Origin of the sequence: Campylobacter sp. MIT 97-5078 (assembly GCF_006864455.1) — a bacterium.
Taxonomy (GTDB): Bacteria; Campylobacterota; Campylobacteria; order Campylobacterales; family Campylobacteraceae; genus Campylobacter_D.
Genome location: NZ_QHLK01000010.1, coordinates 48,507 through 68,065, shown reverse-complemented (window position 1 = coordinate 68,065; position 19,559 = coordinate 48,507). Strand labels below are relative to the sequence as shown.

General features: G+C 34.7%; 19 protein-coding genes. 6 read left to right on the top strand and 13 right to left on the bottom strand.

The window, feature by feature from the left end:
* Positions 1 to 450 precede the first annotated feature (450 nt).
* From DMB91_RS06370 to DMB91_RS06360, 3 genes are all read left to right on the top strand, one after another.
* The gene (locus DMB91_RS06370; RefSeq protein ID WP_034906648.1) at positions 451 to 1,629 is read left to right on the top strand and encodes an ArnT family glycosyltransferase; all 1,179 of its coding nucleotides are present in this window, start codon (positions 451 to 453) and stop codon (positions 1,627 to 1,629) included.
* The gene (locus tag DMB91_RS06365) at positions 1,626 to 2,366 is read left to right on the top strand and encodes a hypothetical protein (RefSeq protein ID WP_034906646.1); all 741 of its coding nucleotides are present in this window, start codon (positions 1,626 to 1,628) and stop codon (positions 2,364 to 2,366) included. Before DMB91_RS06370 ends, DMB91_RS06365 begins: the two co-directional genes overlap by 4 nt.
* 164 nt (positions 2,367 to 2,530) lie before the next feature.
* Positions 2,531 to 4,162, top strand: coding sequence for a methyl-accepting chemotaxis protein (locus DMB91_RS06360; RefSeq protein WP_034906644.1), 1,632 nt, complete (start codon positions 2,531 to 2,533; stop codon positions 4,160 to 4,162).
* 1 nt (position 4,163) lies between these two features.
* Here the strand turns inward: DMB91_RS06360 and mreC are convergent, their stop codons facing one another.
* The 5 genes from mreC to fabZ are packed head-to-tail and all read right to left on the bottom strand — an operon-like array spanning position 4,164 to position 8,396.
* Positions 4,164 to 4,913, bottom strand: a complete 750-nt coding sequence (gene mreC / locus DMB91_RS06355) for a rod shape-determining protein MreC (RefSeq protein ID WP_034906641.1) — start codon at positions 4,911 to 4,913, stop codon at positions 4,164 to 4,166.
* The gene (locus DMB91_RS06350; protein WP_034906639.1) at positions 4,903 to 5,943 is read right to left on the bottom strand and encodes a rod shape-determining protein; all 1,041 of its coding nucleotides are present in this window, start codon (positions 5,941 to 5,943) and stop codon (positions 4,903 to 4,905) included. The genes mreC and DMB91_RS06350 overlap by 11 nt, the downstream gene beginning before the upstream one ends.
* Positions 5,943 to 7,169 carry an ATP-dependent Clp protease ATP-binding subunit ClpX gene (clpX, locus tag DMB91_RS06345; protein ID WP_034906636.1) on the bottom strand — a complete coding sequence of 409 codons (1,227 nt, stop codon included), beginning with the start codon at positions 7,167 to 7,169 and terminating at the stop codon, positions 5,943 to 5,945. Before clpX ends, DMB91_RS06350 begins: the two co-directional genes overlap by 1 nt.
* Positions 7,166 to 7,951 carry an acyl-ACP--UDP-N-acetylglucosamine O-acyltransferase gene (gene lpxA, locus DMB91_RS06340; protein ID WP_034906651.1) on the bottom strand — a complete coding sequence of 262 codons (786 nt, stop codon included), beginning with the start codon at positions 7,949 to 7,951 and terminating at the stop codon, positions 7,166 to 7,168. Before lpxA ends, clpX begins: the two co-directional genes overlap by 4 nt.
* A gap of 4 nt (positions 7,952 to 7,955) precedes the next feature.
* Positions 7,956 to 8,396: a 3-hydroxyacyl-ACP dehydratase FabZ gene (gene fabZ, locus DMB91_RS06335; protein ID WP_034906634.1), complete on the bottom strand. Its 441-nt coding sequence runs from the start codon at positions 8,394 to 8,396 to the stop codon at positions 7,956 to 7,958.
* A 208-nt stretch (positions 8,397 to 8,604) separates the two neighbouring features.
* Between fabZ and DMB91_RS08875 the strand changes: the two genes are divergently transcribed.
* Positions 8,605 to 8,769: a hypothetical protein gene (locus DMB91_RS08875; RefSeq protein ID WP_156104153.1), complete on the top strand. Its 165-nt coding sequence runs from the start codon at positions 8,605 to 8,607 to the stop codon at positions 8,767 to 8,769.
* A gap of 54 nt (positions 8,770 to 8,823) precedes the next feature.
* Here DMB91_RS08875 and proB read toward each other — a convergent pair whose 3' ends face one another.
* Positions 8,824 to 9,603, bottom strand: a complete 780-nt coding sequence (gene proB / locus DMB91_RS06330; protein WP_034907094.1) for a glutamate 5-kinase — start codon at positions 9,601 to 9,603, stop codon at positions 8,824 to 8,826.
* 464 nt (positions 9,604 to 10,067) lie between these two features.
* Positions 10,068 to 11,756, bottom strand: coding sequence for a dihydroxy-acid dehydratase (ilvD, locus tag DMB91_RS06325; protein ID WP_034904989.1), 1,689 nt, complete (start codon positions 11,754 to 11,756; stop codon positions 10,068 to 10,070).
* Between the two features lie 98 nt (positions 11,757 to 11,854).
* On the opposite strand from ilvD, the gene DMB91_RS06320 reads away from it, so the two are divergent.
* Positions 11,855 to 12,790, top strand: coding sequence for a bile acid:sodium symporter family protein (locus DMB91_RS06320; protein ID WP_034904988.1), 936 nt, complete (start codon positions 11,855 to 11,857; stop codon positions 12,788 to 12,790).
* 13 nt (positions 12,791 to 12,803) lie between these two features.
* On the opposite strand, the gene DMB91_RS06315 is transcribed toward DMB91_RS06320, so the two are convergent.
* The 3 genes from DMB91_RS06315 to DMB91_RS06305 are packed head-to-tail and all read right to left on the bottom strand — an operon-like array spanning position 12,804 to position 14,946.
* The gene (locus DMB91_RS06315; RefSeq protein ID WP_034904981.1) at positions 12,804 to 13,865 is read right to left on the bottom strand and encodes an LptF/LptG family permease; all 1,062 of its coding nucleotides are present in this window, start codon (positions 13,863 to 13,865) and stop codon (positions 12,804 to 12,806) included.
* Positions 13,862 to 14,413, bottom strand: coding sequence for an aminoacyl-tRNA hydrolase (gene pth / locus DMB91_RS06310; RefSeq protein WP_034904979.1), 552 nt, complete (start codon positions 14,411 to 14,413; stop codon positions 13,862 to 13,864). Before pth ends, DMB91_RS06315 begins: the two co-directional genes overlap by 4 nt.
* Complete coding sequence (locus DMB91_RS06305) at positions 14,410 to 14,946, bottom strand: 50S ribosomal protein L25/general stress protein Ctc (RefSeq protein WP_034904976.1); 537 nt, start codon at positions 14,944 to 14,946, stop codon at positions 14,410 to 14,412. The genes pth and DMB91_RS06305 overlap by 4 nt, the downstream gene beginning before the upstream one ends.
* Before the next feature lie 223 nt (positions 14,947 to 15,169).
* Between DMB91_RS06305 and DMB91_RS06300 the strand changes: the two genes are divergently transcribed.
* Positions 15,170 to 16,570, top strand: coding sequence for an OmpP1/FadL family transporter (locus DMB91_RS06300; protein WP_034904974.1), 1,401 nt, complete (start codon positions 15,170 to 15,172; stop codon positions 16,568 to 16,570).
* A gap of 109 nt (positions 16,571 to 16,679) precedes the next feature.
* Here the strand turns inward: DMB91_RS06300 and DMB91_RS06295 are convergent, their stop codons facing one another.
* Genes DMB91_RS06295 through DMB91_RS06285 form a run of 3 tightly spaced genes read right to left on the bottom strand, consistent with a single transcriptional unit; the run spans position 16,680 to position 19,517 of the window.
* Complete coding sequence (locus tag DMB91_RS06295; protein ID WP_034904966.1) at positions 16,680 to 17,345, bottom strand: lactate utilization protein C; 666 nt, start codon at positions 17,343 to 17,345, stop codon at positions 16,680 to 16,682.
* Positions 17,338 to 18,780, bottom strand: coding sequence for a LutB/LldF family L-lactate oxidation iron-sulfur protein (locus DMB91_RS06290; protein WP_034904965.1), 1,443 nt, complete (start codon positions 18,778 to 18,780; stop codon positions 17,338 to 17,340). Before DMB91_RS06290 ends, DMB91_RS06295 begins: the two co-directional genes overlap by 8 nt.
* Entirely contained in the window at positions 18,777 to 19,517 is a 741-nt protein-coding gene (locus DMB91_RS06285; protein WP_143116868.1) for a (Fe-S)-binding protein, read from the bottom strand. Before DMB91_RS06285 ends, DMB91_RS06290 begins: the two co-directional genes overlap by 4 nt.
* Positions 19,518 to 19,559: the final 42 nt, after the last annotated feature.

The following is a 19,559-nucleotide window of genomic DNA, read 5'->3' as shown; positions in this document are numbered from 1 at the left end:
TTTTTAAGTTAAGCTAAAATAAAAGCTTTTCAACAAAAGCTTTATAAATTTTTGATTATATCTTAAAAAGGCACTGGCGTGCAATACAAAAAAAAAAAACGGAAAATTCAAATTTAATGTTACTTTTTCACACTAACTAAAATATTTTTAACGAAAATTATAAATTTTATCCTTAAAAATATTTTAGTTAGTGTGAAAATTATCAGCTATTTATAAAGATAAACAAACTATAATTAAAGCTAAACATTACTCATCTAACAACAAAATTGTAAAATATTAAAAACATTTTACAATGCAAGCTCAAATCACAAAAAATTCCAAAAAATTTGATATAATATATATTTTTAAGAATGAAAATAAAATTAAAGTCAAAACATGAAAATAACTCTAGAATGCAAAGATATTATCCTTGAAAATGCCTTAAGACTTTTTTTAAGAGAGTATTTGGTGATGAAGAAGATAGTCGCCTTGGTTTTGATCTTTAATTTGCTCGCTTTACTTTATGGTTCAAGTACACTAAGCATAGGCGTTGATGAAGCAAAGATATATTTTACACATACAAATTTGCTTTACTATCTTACGCATGCTTCTACTTTTGTGTTTGGACAAAATGATTTTGCTCTTCGTTTGCCCCTTTTAATCTTGCATATTTTATCATGTATCCTTTTATATTTGCTTGCTTTAAAGATCACAAAAACGCCAAAAGATGCTTTGTTTTCGCTCATTTTATTTGTGCTTTTGCCCGGTAGTGTTGCAAGTGCTTTGCTTGTTAATCAAGCTTCTTTAGTGATATTAATGAGCTTATTGATCTTGTGTGCGTATGAATATGAGAAAAAATACAGCTTTTATGTTCTTCTATGTTTGGCTTTTTTTGTCGATTCTTCAGTGATGATCTTGTATCTTGCACTTTTTTTCTTTGGTTTTTATAAAAAAGATGCCTTGCTTTGGAGTGTAACCTTAATTCTTTTTGGTTTGTGTTTAAGTTTTTATGGTTTTGATACTGGCGGTAAGCCAAAGACTTATTTTTTAGATACCTTAGGAATTTTTGCGGCGTGTTTTTCGCCTTTAGTTTTTATATATTTTTTCTATGTGATTTATCGTATTGCTTTGAGCGATAAAAAACCTTTGTTGTGGTTTGTTATGGCGACAACTTTTGTATTTTGTTGCTTGGTTTCGATAAGACAAAAGCTTTATTTAGAAGACTTTTTGCCTTTTTGTGTGATCTCTACACCTTTGCTTATACGCACTTTAATGCAGTCTTACCGCGTTCGTTTGCCAAATTTACGCGTAAAATATAATATTTTTATACAATGTTCGCTTATTTTTTTAATTTTATGCTACACGGCTATAGTTTTTAATACCTTTCTATATACTTTTATTTCAAATCCTAAAAAGCATTTTGCATATAATTATCACGGCGTTAAAGAGCTTGCTTTAAAGCTTAATGAAATGGGTATAAAAGGTGTAAAAACAAATGAAGATTTAGCTTTAAGGCTCAAATTTTATGGCATTGATTCAAGCAAAACCTATCGTTTGATCAAGCTAGATGATGCTAAAAATGCAAATATTAAAGTGCAAATCGCAAGCTTACAAGAATACTACAGGCTTGAAAGGATAAAACAAAAGTGAAGCACGCTTTTTCTTTACTTGAAAGCGTTTTTGTGTTGATTATCCTTGCGTTGATTATTTCTTTAGCTCAATTTTATCCAAGTAATGAAAGTAAAATTTATCTAGGTGCAAAGCAAATTGTAAATGATTTACACTACGCAAGAGCTTTAGCCTTAATGCAAGAAAGTTTTAGAGATGAAAAATTAAGCGTTGCTACAAAAGATGAATGGTTTAAGGCAAGGTGGCAGCTGTATTTTATCCGGTCAAAAAGCGCAACAAATAACGAGCAAACTTATACTTTATTTTTGGATAAAAATGGCGATGGAAACGCAAATATCGGTAAAATTAATATCAATATAGACAGAGAAATTGCTGTTGATCTTTTTAATCCAAAAAAGCTGATGAATTCAGGGCAAAGTGGAGTAATTAACGCCCAAGATGAAAAGGCAAGTCAGAGGTTTAATATACAAAAAACTTTTGGTATTTTAAGGGTGGAATTTAAAGATGATTGTGCTGGTAGCACTCGTGTGATTTTTGATGAATTTGGTAGGCTTTATTCACCTTTAAGAGGAGCAAATCAAGCCTTTGATAAACTTCTTATACACAAAAACAAATACTGCATTATTAAGCTTATTAATCAAACTCAAAGTGTTTGCATACTCATCGATACACTCAGCGGTTATGCGTTTTTACCAGCTATTACACGATCAAATACACAATATATAGCTCATAAGCAAAAATTATGCTCTCAAATTTAAGAGTTTTGATCATACTTTTTTAGTATCAATTTGGTATAAAAATAATATAGAATTATTTATAATTCTATATTATAATTGTATGAAAATGTGATAGATGATAGAATTGAATATAAATTCGTTACAAATTTGAACTAAATCTTAGTTAATTAGAAGGAGTATTGATAATGAATCTAGGAATTTCGGCTAAGCTTTATATGGGTTTTGCCTGTATTGTTGTTATTATGGTTATAACCTCTATCTTTTCTATATATGAGGTTAAAGAACTTAACTCTATGCTTGTTCGTGCAACTTATGTCAATGGAGTGATTTCAAGACAAGCGATTAATTTTAGAGGCTCTGTGCATGATCGATCGATTCTAATCCGTGACGCAGCCTTGATTACAGATGAACAAGATTTTCAAAACACCTTAAATATGATCAAAAAGCTTGAAGATGATTATAATAAAGCTGAAGCAAATTTCGCAGAGCTTTTTAGTAAAAAATTACTCAATGAAACTGAAACAAAAATGTATCAGGATATAGAAGAGATTAAAAATACAACCTTGCAAACTTATACAATGATCTTGCAAAGCTTAAAACAGGGTAATATAAATCAAGCTAAAGCGATGATTTTAGATCAAGCTCGTCCGCAATTTATCACTTGGCTTGCGCGCATTAATGTTCTTATCGATCATGAAGAGCTTGCAAACTCAAATTTAACAAATCAAGCCATCGCTGATTCTCAAGCTTTTGTGCCAATTATGATTGCTATTATTTTAATTGCTCTTATCATCTCGATTATCGTAGCAAGTTATAGTGCTCGTTATATCAAAAAGGTTGTAGGTGGAGAACCAGCTGAAGTAAATCGTATCATTAATGAAGTCGCACAAGGAAATTTAAGGCTTCAAATTCAAACCAAATACGAAGCAAGCATACTACATACAGCGAGCAAAATGCAAAGTCAGCTTAAAAATATAGTGCAAAAAATCGCTACTCTTTCAAGTGAGATTAATAAAAAAGTTGAACTTGTTAATGATATATTTGAAAATACCGAAAAAGCGACCAATGAACAAGACAATTTGTCAAAGAAATCAGCACAAGGCATACATGAGCTTGTCCAAAAAACTTATAATATCCAAAAAATAGCTGATGAAACTGAACAAAACTCTAAAAACACCACTCAAATTTGTCAAGAAAACAAAACAGCAGCTCAAGAAACAGCTGAACAAATGGAAAATGTGGCCCAAAACTCAGGTAAGATGTCAGAGCAAATCAGTTTTTTAAACGAACATGCTCAAAATATAGGACAAAGCACGGAACTTATCAGCGAGATCACAGATCAAACCAATCTCTTAGCTTTAAATGCTGCTATTGAAGCTGCAAGAGCTGGTGAAGTAGGGCGGGGTTTTGCCGTCGTTGCTGATGAGATTAGAAAGCTTGCTGAAAAAACAGGTGTAGCTACCGGACAAATCACTATCATTAATCAAAAAATTCAAGAAGAAGCCGTCGCTACATCTACAGCTATACAAGAGTCAATCCCCCTTATCACTCAAGGCAAAAACTTAAGTGATGAAATGCGTGATTCTATGGATTTAATCGCAAAACAAGCCAACAACAGTCTCATAAAAGCAAGAGAAGTAAATCAAGAAGTCAATGAGCAAATCAAACTTATGGAAGAAATAGAAAAACAAGTGACTTCATGTGCGGATATTTCAGTTCAAACCAAAAATACCATTATCGAAAATAAAAAAGCAGCTGGAGAGCTTAAGGATATCGCTGAACACTTGCAAAAAGAGATAGAAATTTTCAAACTCTAAGCTAAAATCTTTCTACCATATACATATAAGCTGGGATATTAACCTTGACAAAAGGCTCTATCTCAGCACTTTGATACATATCGCTATCATCAATTTTTATGATTTTTCCCACAGGCACACCGCTAAAAAAGATGTTATCTAATCCACTTGTTAAAACCTCATCGCCTATATGAATGCTTTGCCATTTTGGTATAAATTTAATGATAACTTTATCTCCATTCCCTTGTAGCACACCCGGAACTTTATCTTTACCTATATGCACTGAAAAAGCACATTGTTCATCACTTTGAAGCAAAGCCATAGGACGATCATTTTTGAGTATGGCAATGCCAGCTGTGTAACCTTGATAGATCAATCCTCTATTTTGAGTTCCATTAAAATGTGTTGTGGAAAGCCAAAGTCTATTATAGTCACTTATCTGTGCATAAGAAATAGCTCTAACTAAGGAAACTTTTGGAAGGTATTGAGTGGAGTTTTTATCTTCTAAAAGCAAATTGAGTTGATTGGCAAAGGTTGAGATTAAAGCAGAGGCTTCTTCAAGTTGTTTGTTTTGCTCTTTTAGGGCACGAATTTGATCAACTTGATTAAAATGCTCGCTTATACTCTCGCTCATATAATCTTTTACATCATAATACGTCGTGATGATAATATCGTTAATGAATAAAACATTTTTTTTAATCAAACCTCCATAATAAAAAGAGATAAAGACTAAAAAAGAAAGAACTAAAACACCACGAATTTTATTCTTCATTGGTTAATTGTCGTAACAATGCGATTTCTTCTAGAATTTTACCAGTGCCTCTTGCTACAGCTAAAAGTGGCTCATCAGCAACATAAACGGGCAAACGCACGGTTTCTGATAGATATTTATCAAGCCCTCTTATTAAAGCACCGCCACCACTTAAAACTACGCCATTTTCGACTATATCAGCGGCTAAGTCAGGTGGCATCATCTCAAGCACCATTTTTAAAGCATCAGCAATTTCTTTTAAGTTTTCTCTCATTGCCTCGCGCACATCTTCACTAGTAAGTTCTATACGACTTAAAAGTCCGCTAATTTGATCTCGTCCTTTAACAACCATGGTAAGCTCTTTATTTAAAGGATAGGCTGATCCTATGGTGATCTTGATCTCTTCACCGGTTCGTTCGCCTATAACAAGATTGTATTTTTCTTTGACATAATTAACTATACTCATATCAAGTTTATCTCCGGCGGTGCGGATTGATTTTGAAATCACCAAACCACCAAGTGAGGTAACGCCTATTTCAGTTGTTCCTCCACCTATATCAACGACTAAATTTCCTTTTGGTTCTTGTATAGGTAAATTCGCTCCAATTGCTGCTGCCATAGGTTCTTCAACCAAAAATACTTCTCTTGCTCCAGCACTTAAAGCACTTTCTCTAACCGCTTTTCTTTCAACTTGAGTAAGCCCATAAGGCACAGAAATAATAATCCTTGGACGAAGGAAATTCTTGCGACGATGAGTTTTTTCTATAAAATAACGGATCATCTTTTCAGTCATATCAAAATCAGCGATAACACCATCTTTCATAGGGCGTATAGCTTCTATGTTTGCTGGAGTTTTGCCAACCATATCTTTAGCCTCTTTACCTACGGCTAGAATTTTTGCCTTTCCTCCGTATCTTTCGCGTTCAACCGCCACGACAGAAGGTTCATTGATTACTATGCCCTTGTCTTTGATAAGCACTAAAGTATTTGCTGTGCCTAAATCTATGCCCATATCGCTTGAAAAAAATCCAATCACTTGATCAAGTATCATTATCCCACCCTTTTCGTTTTGATAAATAAAGGCTTTGCACCTTCTCGCACCACTTCTTTAGTGATGATTATATCGTAATTTTTGTATTCTGGTAACTCAAACATCAAATCCACCATTAATTCTTCAATAATGCTTCTAAGACCCCTAGCACCTGTTTTTCGCTCCAAAGCAAGTTTAGCTATTTCTTTAAGCGTATCATCTTCAAATTTCAAACCCACACCATCTATAGCAAAAAGCTTTTGATACTGCTTGATAATAGCATTTTTTGGTTCGGTTAAGATACGAACCATATCATCTTCATCAAGCTCATTTAAAGAAGCGATAACATGAAGCCTACCGATAAGTTCAGGGATAAGCCCAAAATGCACCAAATCATCAGGCTCTATCTTTTCAAGCAAGCTTTTTTTGTCAGCTTCCTCACTATCAGTAAAACCCACAACCTTATCGCCAAGCTTACGTTTGAGAATTTGATCTAAGCCGTCAAATGCCCCACCACATACAAAAAGTATATTTGAAGTATCAATTTGAATAAAGTCTTGATTAGGGTGCTTTCTACCACCTTTTGGCGGGATATTAACGAGGCTTCCTTCGATGATTTTAAGCAAAGCTTGTTGCACACCTTCTCCGCTTACATCTCTTGTAATGGAGCGGTTTTCGCTCATTCTAGCGATTTTATCAATTTCATCAATAAAAACTATACCCCTTTGAGCCCTTTGCACATCGCCATTTGCAGCCTGAACAAGACGTGTGAGTATATTTTCAACATCTTCACCCACATAGCCAGCCTCAGTTAAAGAAGTCGCATCACAAATGGCAATTGGCACATCTAAAAATTTAGCTAAAGTTTGAGCAAGCAAAGTTTTTCCGCTTCCTGTAGGTCCGATAAGCAAAATATTTGATTTAAAAAGCTCGGTATCATCATCTTGCAAGGCAGATTTAAATATTCTTTTGTAGTGATTATATACACCCACAGAAAAGATTTTTTTGGCTCTATCTTGTCCTATAACATAACGATCTAAATAAGCCTTGAGCTCTTTTGGTGTAATATCTTTAAAATCTATTGTTTCTTGCTTTAATGGCGGATTTTTCGCTCTTTCATCGCCAAAGATGAGATTATACGCACCCTCAACGCAATATTGACAGATAAAAGCATCATCTTGTTCATTTGCTAGAATTCTTCTTTGTGCACTTTCGCTTTCTCCACAAAAATTACATTTTTTAATCATTTTTTTCCTCTATATACAGGAATTCCTCGCTTTGTTTCAAGGATAAATTCACACATTTTTTTTACATTTTTACTTGAAGTTTGACTTAAAAGCTTTTCAGCCTTCTCTTTTAAATCCCCATTTTTAAACAAGAACTTATAAGCTTTATTAATACACTCTACCTCATCTTTATCAAAACGCCTACGAATACCCACAAGATTAAGGCTTCTAATGTTTGCGCGATTTCCTTCAGCCAGGCAAAAAGGCACTATATCTTGAGAAAGTGCTGAAGCTCCAGCGATCATCGCCCCTTCTCCTACGTACACGAACTGATGAATAGGCGTTAAGCCACCAACCACGACAAAATCATCAAGTCTAACATGTCCGGCTAAGGTTGCGTTATTTGCCAAGATAACATTTTTTCCTAAACAACAATCATGTGCGATATGGCAATACGCCATGATAAAAGCATTATCCCCAATACGTGTAAATCCGTCCCCTTTGGCTGTGCCTGAATTTATAGTCGCGAATTCTCTAATAATCGAGTTTTTACCGATGATCACTCCGCCTTTTTGTCCGTCTTGATATGAGATATCTTGAGGAATATCACCCACTATAGCATAAGAAAAAACCTTGCTTTTATCATTTATGGTTGTATCAGCAAGTATTCTAGCACCTTGCTTAATTACTACTTCATTGCCGATTTTTGCGTCTTTGCTAATGAAAGCATAGGCTTCAACGACAACATCATCGCCTAAAATAGCCCCGTCTTCTATAACCGCACTTGGATGAATTTTTTGCATTTTTTTACTTATCAATGATCATAGCTTTTAATTCAGCTTCAGCTACCAAAGCTCCCTCTACAAAAGCTTTTCCTTCAAATATCCATAAATTACCACGATTTTTTACCACACACATCTCATAATCAAGCTTATCACCCGGACGAACCGGATTTCTAAACTTAGCCTTATCAATGCCGGTAAAATACACCACCTTTTCTTTAGGATTAACCTTATCGTCCATACTTTCAAAAGCCAAAACTCCACCTGTTTGAGCCATACCCTCTAAAATCAACACGCCCGGATATATAGGGTGATCTGGAAAATGCCCCATAAAAACTTGATCTGAAATGCTGACATTTTTATATCCTTTTACAAGTTCGCCGATTTTTAGCTCTGTGATCTTATCAACAAGTAAAAATGGATAGCGATGAGGAAGGATTGCTTGAATTCGCATGACATCTATCATAAATTTAACCTTAAAAAAGCGTATTTAGAAAAGTAATTTTACAAAAAAAATCCTAATAAAATCATTAAATCGAGCAAGTTAAAGTTTTAAAATTCAAAAAAAGTAAATTTAACTTCAAATTCATCAAATTCATCTTTGCTTCAAAGAGTTTTACAGGAACTAAAATAAAAGCTGAATATAGTTTCTATCTAACAATAAAGGAAAAATCATGTTTATTCAAGCATTACAAAGCCAGCAAACTCAACTTACTTATGAGCAGCATATCAAAGCACTTAAAAAATCATTTTTAGATGAATTAAGTGCAAATTCTAGTGCAGTTGCCCCTAAAGAATTAGTACAGCATTATGAGCAAGAGCATATTAAAGACATATAAAATTCAAAATAAGAATTTTGAGGAATTTAAAACTTAATATAAAATGACAAAAACTTATTCATCTTTGATGAAAAATGTGCCGCCGATTTGTTTATTTTCGAGTAAAAAAGCCCTAACCACAGAAAGATCAAAGCCACTTGCCAAAAACATAGCTTTATTTCTTTCAAGCACAAATGAAGCTGCTTTTAGTTTCGTTACTATACCACCTGTGCCATGCTCGCTACCTGTTTTTGAGCTTTGCTCAAGCCATTTTTTATCGATATATCCAAGCCTTGAAACAAGTTTTGCGTCTTTAAATTCGTGTGGATTTTTATCATATAAGCCATCAATATCACTTAAAATCACAAGCAAATCAGCATTAAAATAATGCGTAGCATATGCTGAAAGCGAATCATTATCTCCAAAGAAAAACTCAAAAGTTGCTGTCGTGTCATTTTCGTTAATGATAGGTAAAATTCCACACTTAAGCATAGTATCAACGACATTCTTAGCATTTTTACTCGCTTTTCTTGAATCAAAATCACTTGCAGTAAGCAAAATTTGAGCAGCGATTTTATCAAATTTGGCTAAAAAATCATTATAAGTTTGCATTAAAAAAGGTTGTCCTATGGCAGCTAATACTTGTTTATTGACAAGCTCTTTCCTGTCTAAATGAAATTTTGTATATCCAGCTGAAGTTGCCCCAGAACTTACTAAAATCACTTCAAAATATTGCATCAAATCAGCCAAAAAATACACCAAATTTTTTATACGATCAAGACTTAAAGCATCTTTTTCACTTAAGGTATGTGAGCCAACTTTTATGATGATTCTTTTAAAACTTTGTGTTTTCATGAGCGTTATTATAGCAAATTTTAAAAACTTTATTATTTTATACCTTATAAAAATTTAAAAAGTTTTTTATTGTTTTTAAAAAAGCAAATTTTGTTCCAATAAATAATTTATTTTTAATTTTAAGCTTATATAAAAATTCTTTATTCTTAAAGAATTTTTTAACACTACTTTCACCCAAATTCTTGCAAGACTCTTTGAAGTGCTGATTGCTCGGACTGGGTTTTTGAATTTGTGTTATTTTCAAACATTTTTAAAAGTATATTAAAGCTTTTGTTTTCTAAAAGAAAAGAATTTTCTTTGAGTGCAAAACTTTGATTGTTTATATTTAAAAAAGCTTCAGTTTTTTGTTCTTGGGCGTTGTATTGATAGCTTAGTCCTATTTTTGTTCCGCTATTGTGTTGTTTAAAAACACTTTTACAGCCTTATTTTGAATGTATATTTTAATTCAAATAAAGCTGCAAAACTTAGTGTTTAAAAAAATCAAGATCAAGTACAGCACCATTGCTTGCATTGCTTACTAGTTTTTGATACTGAGCAAGATAACGAGATTTTAAAGGCTTTTGCAAAGGTTTGAAATTTTCGCGTCTTTGTTTTATTTCAGCTTCACTCAAACGCACATTTATAGCATAAGCATCCACATCTATATCAATAATATCACCATCTTTTAGCAAGCCTATAAGCCCACCTTCAGCAGCTTCAGGACTTATATGCCCTATGCTTAAGCCTCTTGTTGCACCACTAAAGCGTCCATCAGTGATCAAAGCTACATCAGCTCCAAGTCCCATGCCCATAATTAAGCTTGTTGGAGAAAGCATTTCTTGCATACCCGGACCCCCTTTTGGTCCTTCATATCGTATCACGCACACATTGCCTTTTTTCACTTTACCTTTGATAATGCCCCTTATAGCTTCATCTTGACTATCAAAACACACAGCTTTACCGCTAAATTTACGCTCACCAACTATGCCAGCAGTTTTTATCACACAACCTTGTTCGGCTAAATTTCCAAACAAAATCGCCAAACCACCCACCTTTGAATACGCATTTTCTACCTTGTGAATTACGTTTTCATCAAGAATTTGAGCATCCTTTATTCTTTCGCCTAAGCTTTCCCCGCTGATAGTAAGGGCATCAAGGGCTAAAAGTCCATTATCACGACGCGAAATTTCTTTTATCACAGCATTCATTCCCCCAGCTCTGCCTACATCTTCCATAGCTACACTTGGCAGACTTGGAGCGATTTTAGCAATGTGAGCAATTTTTTTACTTATATCATTGAGGCTTTTTATCTCAAGAGGTGCGCCAGCTTCACGAGAGATAGCCAGCATATGAAGTATAGTGTTTGAGCTTCCTCCCATAGCCATATCAACTACCATGGCATTTTTAATCGCTTTTTCAGTGATGATATTTCTGATTTTAAACTTCTCATCAAGAGCGATCTCACAAATCCTTTTTGCAGCTTTTCGAAGTAAATTTTCTCTTTCTTCACTTAAGGCTAAAGCCGTGCCATTACCGCTTAGAGCTATACCCATAGCCTCACAAAGTGTGTTCATGGAATTTGCAGTAAACATACCAGAGCAAGAACCTCCGCTCGGACAGGCTTTGCATTCTATATCTTTAAGTTCTTCTTCGCTTATCTTTTGCACTTCAAACTCACCTACTGCTTCAAAGACACTATTTAAAGTAAGTTTTTCACCCTTTGTGCTTTTTCCAGCTTTCATAGGACCACCACTTACAAATATGGTTGGCACATTCACCCTTAAAGCTCCCATAAGCATACCCGGAGTGATTTTATCGCAATTTGGTATGCAAATGAGTGCATCAAGTTGGTGTGCATTCATCACACTTTCTATTGAATTAGCAATAATTTCACGGCTTGGCAGAGAAAAAAGCATACCGCTATGCCCCATAGCTATGCCATCATCAATGCCTATAGTGTTAAACTCAAAGGGCACACAGCCATTTTTGCGAATTTCATCTTTGATAATGGCGGCATATTTGTTGAGGTAAAAATGTCCGGGGATAATATCTATATAAGAATTAGCTACGCCTATAAAAGGCTTACCAAAGTCTTCATCTTCAAGCCCACAAGCCCTTAATAAAGAGCGGTTTGGTGCCTTTAAATACCCTTTTTTGATAACATCACTTCGCATATATATCCTTAAAATTTTAAATAATATCAGCATTTTAGCCAAAAATTATTATAATTTAGGTTATAATGCTCCTTTTATCTCAATTTATAAGGCAAATTATGAATTTTTTAAAAGTTGTGAGCAATTTTTTTTCAAAATATATGGCTATTTTCATCTTGCTTGTTGCGGCTTTGGCTTTGTTTTATCCAAGTTCAGTAAGCTTTATTAAGGCAAGTTATATTAATTATTTGCTGATGATAGTTATGTTTGGTATGGGTTTGGCGATGAGGGCAAGTGATTTTGCTTTTATTTTAAAGCGTCCAAAAGATTTAAGCATAGGTATTATAGCACAATTTACCTTAATGCCCTTAATCGCTTTTGTGCTTTGCTTTTTATTTAACTTGCCACTTGAACTTGCTATTGGCGTTATTTTGGTTGGTGCTTGTCCGGGCGGAACCTCTTCAAATGTGATAACCTATCTTGCAAAGGGAGATTTGGCTCTATCTGTAAGCATTACTTCATTTTCTACCTTTTTAGCACCTTTACTTACTCCACTTTTGACCTTATTTTTTGTTGGAGAAAAGGTTGGAGTAGATGTTTTTGCCATGTTTTTTTCTATAGTGCAAATAGTGATTTTTCCTATATTTTTAGGGCTTTTGATTTCTCATTTTTTTCCTCGCTTTACGGCAAGGATAGAAGAAATTTTACCTCTCATTTCAGTGCTTGCGATCATGGCTATCGTCGCTTGCGTGGTGAGTATAAACTCAGCCAAACTTATGCAAATAGGGCTTTTGATCATCATTGTGGTTATGCTTCATAATGTTTTAGGTTATATTTTAGGCTATCTTTTAGCAAAAATTTTAAAAATGCCCCTTGCTAAAAGAAAGACAATTTGCATAGAAGTTGGTATGCAAAATTCAGCTCTTGCTACAAGCTTAGCTGCTATTCATTTTGCTTCTATGCCACTAGCTACAGTAGCTGGAGCCATATTTTCTGTGTGGCATAACATTTCAGGCGGGATTTTGGCTAATCTTTTAAGATTGAAAGAAAAATGATGAGAGAACCCAGCTAAAATTTCTTTTTATAAAGGATAAAAAACGAAATAAATGCAAGGCTTAAAACAGGGGTTATAATGCCTATTTCTGCACTGATAACACCACCTTCGCTCAGTCTTGTCAGCAAAAACAAAAAACCCCAAGTGCCAAGCGTAACGACAAAAAAGATAAAGCTAATAAAAGCAAGATTAAAAAAACGTCCTATGATAGGGAAAAACTGATATAAAATCAGCATTAAAAAAGGAGCGAACAAAGGTGCAAAGATAAGTTTGTAAAGCTCTGTTTTTACTCTGCTTGTATTCACGCCTTGAGTTTGAAAAGCTTTAACACTCTGCCACGCATCAATGATAGTGTAATTACTCTTGCTCGCCACGCTTTCAATGATCTTTGGCTTAAAACCTTCTAAAGTTTCAAGTTCATTAAAATTTTCTATCTTTAGCCCCTCACCATAAAGTTTAAGCTCGCTTGGTATGGTGATTTCATTTGCATTTTCAAGAAGCCAAATATTGTCTTTAAAACGTGCTTTTAAGGCTTGTTGAATTTGGCTTAGATTAAACTTATCAATACTAAAGATTTTTATATTTTTAACTTCATTTTGTAAAGGCTCAAGACTTTCTATGTAGATAAATTTATCATCATATTTCACAAAAATACTCGAACTTTGCGTGCTTAAAACGGCATTGTTTAAGATATTACTTTTATAATCATTTGCATAAGCAAAAGGCGTGAAGTTAAGCCCTATAAACACACAACAAAAGAACACAGCCCATAAAAAAGGATATAAAATCACTAAATTTCTTGACAAGCTTAAGGCATAAAAGCTTACAAGTTCGTTTGATCGTATCATATTGATCAAACAAATGATTAAAGCAAAGACTAGTGAAATAGGCATTATATAGCTTAACGCCGTGCAGGCAAGAAATAAAACATACAAAAAAACGAGATTAGCTGAATTTGGCAAGTCTTTAAAATTCAAAAGCAGATCAATACCTACAAAGAAAAAAGTCAAAGCGATTAAAATGATAAAAAAACTTTTAAGATAAATTGCAGAGATAAAACGAAAAAAAATACTCATTCTTTTTTCTTTAAAGAAAAATTTGAAATAATGCTTGTTATATCGCTATTTATAAAGGCTAAAACAGCATTTTTAGCTTGTGTTAAAACAGGCTCTAAGCTTTTAAGTTCATCAGCACTAAAATGCCCCAACACGAAGCTAATCACATCTTCATTTTTACCTATGCCTATACGCACGCGTTCATAATCATTTCCACAAAAACTATCAATGCTTTTAAGTCCGTTATGTCCTCCACTTGAACCACCTTTTTTAAAACGAAGCGTGCCTAGACTTAAATCTATATCATCATGAATCACAATCAAACGATCACATTTGTAAAAGTTCATCACAGCGCTCACGCTTATGCCAGAATTATTCATAAAAGTATGGGGTTTTAAGAGTAAAATGGGCGAAGAATTGCTTTTAAACAATTCTCCTTTAAATTTGGTGTTTGAAATTGAGGTGGTTTCAAGCTCGTTTAAGAGCAGATCAATGAGCATAAAACCGACATTGTGTCTTGTATTTTCGTATTCTTTGCCAATATTGCCAAGCCCTACGACTAAGATCATCTTGCCTTTTCTACACCCACAACAGCTACGCGATCAGCTTCAATAATGCTTACACCTTGAGGTAAGCTTATATCACGCACCATTAAGGCATCACCTACATCAAGCTTACTTACATCAAGTTCGAAGAAATTTGGTAAATTTTCAGCTGTGCATTTTACTTTAAGACGTCTTTTGCTTTGGATTAAAACGCCTTTGTTTTTAAGCCCAATAGCTGTGCCACTAAGCTTTACAGGCACCATATATTTGCCGATGACGCCTTTTTGAGCGACTTTTAAATCCACATGCTTAAGCTGGCTAGTAACAGGGTCTTTTTGATAATCCACAATCACAACACTATAAGTGTTTGCTCCAACTTTAATATCGAAAATGAGGCTGGTTTTTTTACGCACTTCTTTGATAAAGTCGTTTAGTTTAAACGCAGCGTGGATGTTTTCCAAGCCTTTACCATAGATGTTTGCGATTAGATAACCATCTCTTTTTAAGGCTTTAGCTGCCTTTCTACCGATACTCTCTCTAACGATACCTTCTAACATCTTTTTCCTTTCGCAAAAAATAAAGGCTTGATTGTAGCAAATTTAAGTTAAAAAAAAGTTGAATTTAGCTTAGAAAATGCTTTTTTGAAAAATATTGAGTTTGTAAAAAAGCAAAAATATAAAATTATCTTACAGCATACAAGAATTAAAGTAAATGGCTTAAGTGTAATTTAAATTATTTATTATACAATACAACCCTATAGCCCTATACATAAGGAAAATAATGAATAAACGTTCAAAAAAGATTTATTTTGCCCTCTCGTGCGTTTTATGTTCGAATTTAGCTTTTGCTTCTGGGTATCGTTTAGCCGAGCAAAGCTTAAACGGCACAGCGTTAAATTCAGCCTTTGTAGCTGGGGCATATGGGGCTGATGCGAGTTATTATAATCCTGCAAATATGGCTTTTGGTAAGGATAGTGATAAATTTGAATTTGAATTTGATGCGACTCTTATTTATGTGCCGGGTTTTGATTTTACTAAGGTTGGAGGGGATATAAAACAAGATATATCAAACATTCCTTCCACAACCGATCCAAAAAGTGTAAGAGTGCAAGGTTATGCTAATGCTACCAAACAATTTGCACCAAAATTTTTCTTTAAAAGTAAGGCTTATGAACTAAGCGAGGATACAAAGCTTCATTATGGGCTTTCACTTACTACACCTCAAGGGCTCAATATGAACTGGAATAAAGAAGGCGGTGGCTTTATGGACGATCTAAGCCTTGCTATACTTGATTTAAATCCTGTTATATCTTTGACTTATCAAGACTTTATTAGTGTGGGCATGGGTGCGAGCGTGTTGTATTCTTGGGGAGATTTTGACAATACCTTAAATGTGCCTTTTACAAGTAATCTTGTAGGAACAACAATGTATGGCACAACAAATGTAACTCAAACTTCTAGTGCTAAGGGCTGGGGAGTGGGCTATAACCTTGCTTTGAGTATCAAACCCGCTTCAAGCACGACTATATCAATGACTTATCGTTCTAAACGAGCTTTAAATATGAAAGGAAATCTCAATGCCTTAGCTCAAATGGGAAAACTTGGACCTATTGATATAGGTTCAACTTATATGGACGCGAATTTAAAGCTTGATGCGGATTTGCCAGCGATTTTTAATATTGCTTTAGCTCAAGATTTTGGTAGAATTAGGGCTGAGTTTGTGTATGAACGCACTTTTTGGAGTAATGCTAATATCTTTAAATTTGGATATTCTAATGCTCTATTTTATGGACAAACTGGCATTTTAGGAAGTTTTGAGCAAGCTATGCCCGGAACTACAGCAAGTCAAATGAATTCGGCTGATTATAATGCTGTATATTACGGACAAGGCTGGAAAGATAGCAATGCGTATCGTTTGGGCTTAAGTTATTTTGGTGATGATTATACTTTTATGCTTTCTTTTGCTTATGATGAGACACCAACGCCTCAAGGTGTGTTTGGCATACCTGATGCAAATGCATTTATGTTTGGGCTTGGGTTAAGAAAAAGATTAAGTGAAAGTGTCGATGTGGGCTTAGCGTATTCTTTAGCAGTAAAAGATAACCGAAAAAGCTTCATCCAATCACATGATGGCTGGGGTGAGCTACACCTCGTAACTGCTGGCTTTAAGTATCTTTTCTAAATATATTCTAACACTTAAAGCTTAGAAAAAAGTAGGCTTTTTGAAAATTTTAGAAGCTTGATTTTATTAAATTTAAGCAAAGTTCTAGGGCAAAAAGCCCTAGAGTTTTTTAATATAGCACCAAATGCACTTTTTGTGAGCCATGCACGCCAAAAACCGTGATAAGTTCTATATCAGCCGTTCTTGAAGGACCAGCGATAAATAAAATATTATTTGGCAAGACTTCATTTTCGCTTTTTACTAAATTCAAGGCTTCAGCTAGTGAGTTTAAAATCTTACTTTTTTCAAGCAAAATGATACAAAGTGTCGGTGCTAAAGAAAGCATTCTAGGTTGTTTTGGCGAGCTTGGTACGCATACAATTCCGTGTGAGCTTATGCCACATTTTGCGTGAATGACAGAAAATTCGCTGTGAAAAACCTCATGACGCAAATTTTCTATTTCTTGATCAAAACATACCTTTTCGCTGGCTTTGATTTTATCTATATCAAGCTCTAAGCCTGTGCCATAGATAAATTTTTCATAGCCATACAAAGCGACGATTTCATTGATCTTTGTTTCAAGCTCGTGTTTTTCGCACTCTTCGACGATGAATTTGTTATCACTCATCTTGCGTTTCATCTCATCTATCGCCCCTTCGTCACCAACTCTTTTGATATGCACGACTGGATCGCTTGTTTGTATGCGTTCAAAGTCTTTTATTTTGTTTCTCTGTCTTATGGCATTTAAGATCGCTTCTTTGCTACGACTTGAAATTTCACTTTTATTCTCACTCATAGCTTACTCCTTCTAGCTTTTGAACTTCTTTATAAAGATCGGTTTTTATGGAAGGCAAATCCTTAAATTCGCTCCATTTTTTAATCACCGGTAATGTATTCTTAAGCCCTTGCACCGCCCAGTTAAAATAATGTGCATTGCCTAGAGAAAAACGCCAAAGCCACCCATTTGTCGCTGCCATTTGGAAATTTCTCATTGCAAAAGATTCGGCTTTGTTATGATGTATATTTTCATCGCCTAAAAGCTTTTGTTCTCCTTGTCCTGCTTTATTGCTTCTTAGTGTGCGTATGAGATCGGCAAGTGGAATTTTTACCGGACAAACTTCAGAGCAACACCCACAAAGTGAGCAAAAACTTAAAATATCGCCGGTTTTATCTATACCAAAAAGATTTGGACTAATCACTTCGCCAATAGGTCCAGGATAGGTGGTTTGATAGGTGTGTCCGCCTATTTTATCATATACCGGACAAAAGTTCATACATGCTCCGCAACGAATACAGCGCAAGGCTTCATAATAATTTTTATTTGCAAGCATTCTTGATCGGTTGTGATCAAAAAGCACGATATGCACTTCTTTTGGTCCATCTAAATCCCCATTTTTTCGAGGTCCTGTAATGATATTGTTATAAGTTGGGATAAATTGTCCTGTTGCTGATGGGGTAAGCAAATGCACCATAGTTGCCACATCTTCAAAGCTTTGCATCACTTTTTCTATGCCACAAAGGGCGATGTGTATGTCTGAAGCAGTGGTGCACATTCTGCCATTACCTTCGTTTTCTATAAGCCAAATCGCTCCTTGTTCTGATATCGCAAAATTTACGCCACTTAAGCCTATTTTTAAATCTTCAAATTGATTTCTTAAATGCTCTCTAGCTATGGCATTAAGCTTTTCTGGTTCGCTTTCAAGGCTTGCACCAAGCTTGTCTTTAAAGATTTGCCCAATTTGATAACGATTTCTATGAATAGCTGGCACGACGATATGCACCGGCGTATCTTCATCAAGCTGTAAAACAAGCTCGCCAAGATCAGTTTCAACGGCTTTTAAGCCCTTTTTTTCAAGATAGTGATTTAAGCCTATTTCCTCGCTTGCCATAGATTTACCTTTGAGGATTTTATTTGCTTTTTTCTCCATCATAATTTGATAAATGATCTCACAAGCATCAGTATCAGAACTTGCCCAATGCACATGCATACCATTTTTTGTAGCATTTTTTTCAAATTCAAGCAAACACTCATCAAGACTCATTAAGGCGTTGTTTTTAGCCTGTTTTGCCCTTGCTCTTAAGCCTTGCCAATCCTCAAATTTATCATCGATAACTTTAAGACGGTTTTTTTGTAAGATATGCATTGCAGTGGTTAAATTTGTTCTCATTTGTTCATTGCTAAGATTTTCATGAACAGCAACTTCGTGCGGTAATTTGTGTTCTGCACTCATAGTTTTGCTCCTTCAAGTCTTTTAAGTAAAAAGTCATACAAATGAAAGCCTTTTATATCAAGCCCCATTCTACTCATCGTGCCTTTGATATTAAGCAAACAACCACCATCGCCACTGATAATGTATTTTGTTCCGGTGTTTTGTATATCATTTACCTTTGCTCTTGCCATAGCGTTTGAAATTTCTGGTTCTTTTACAGAAAAAGTTCCGCCAAAACCACAGCATTCTTGCTCGTATTCAAGTTCAATAAGCTCGACATTTTTAAGCCTTTTGATAAGATTTTTACTCGAAGCAATGCTTTTTTGCACTCTTAAAGCATGGCAATTTGAATGCCAAGTTACCTTTATAGGCTCACCTTTGTCTTCGTAATTTACATTTAAAACTTGATCAAGGTATTGAGAAAGCTCGATTACTCTTGAGCTAAAATGTTTGATCTCATCAAGTCTTTTATCCTCTTTGAAAAGTTCTATATAATCGTGACTCATCATACCTGCACAAGAACCGCTTGGCACGATGATGGGATAGTCTTTTTCAAAAAGTCGAATGTTATACAAAGCCACTTCTTTGCTTTCGTTAAAATAACCTGAATTAAAACTCGGCTGCCCACAGCAGGTTTGATTTTTCTTAAAAAGCACTCCCACGCCTTCTTTGCGAAGGAGTTTGATCGCATTAAGCACCATTTCTTGCATGGCAACAGTGCCTAAGCAAGTTGCGTAAAAATACACTTTATTCAAAATAAATCCTTTATAATAAAGATAAGCCTTGCTTGAATAAAGCAA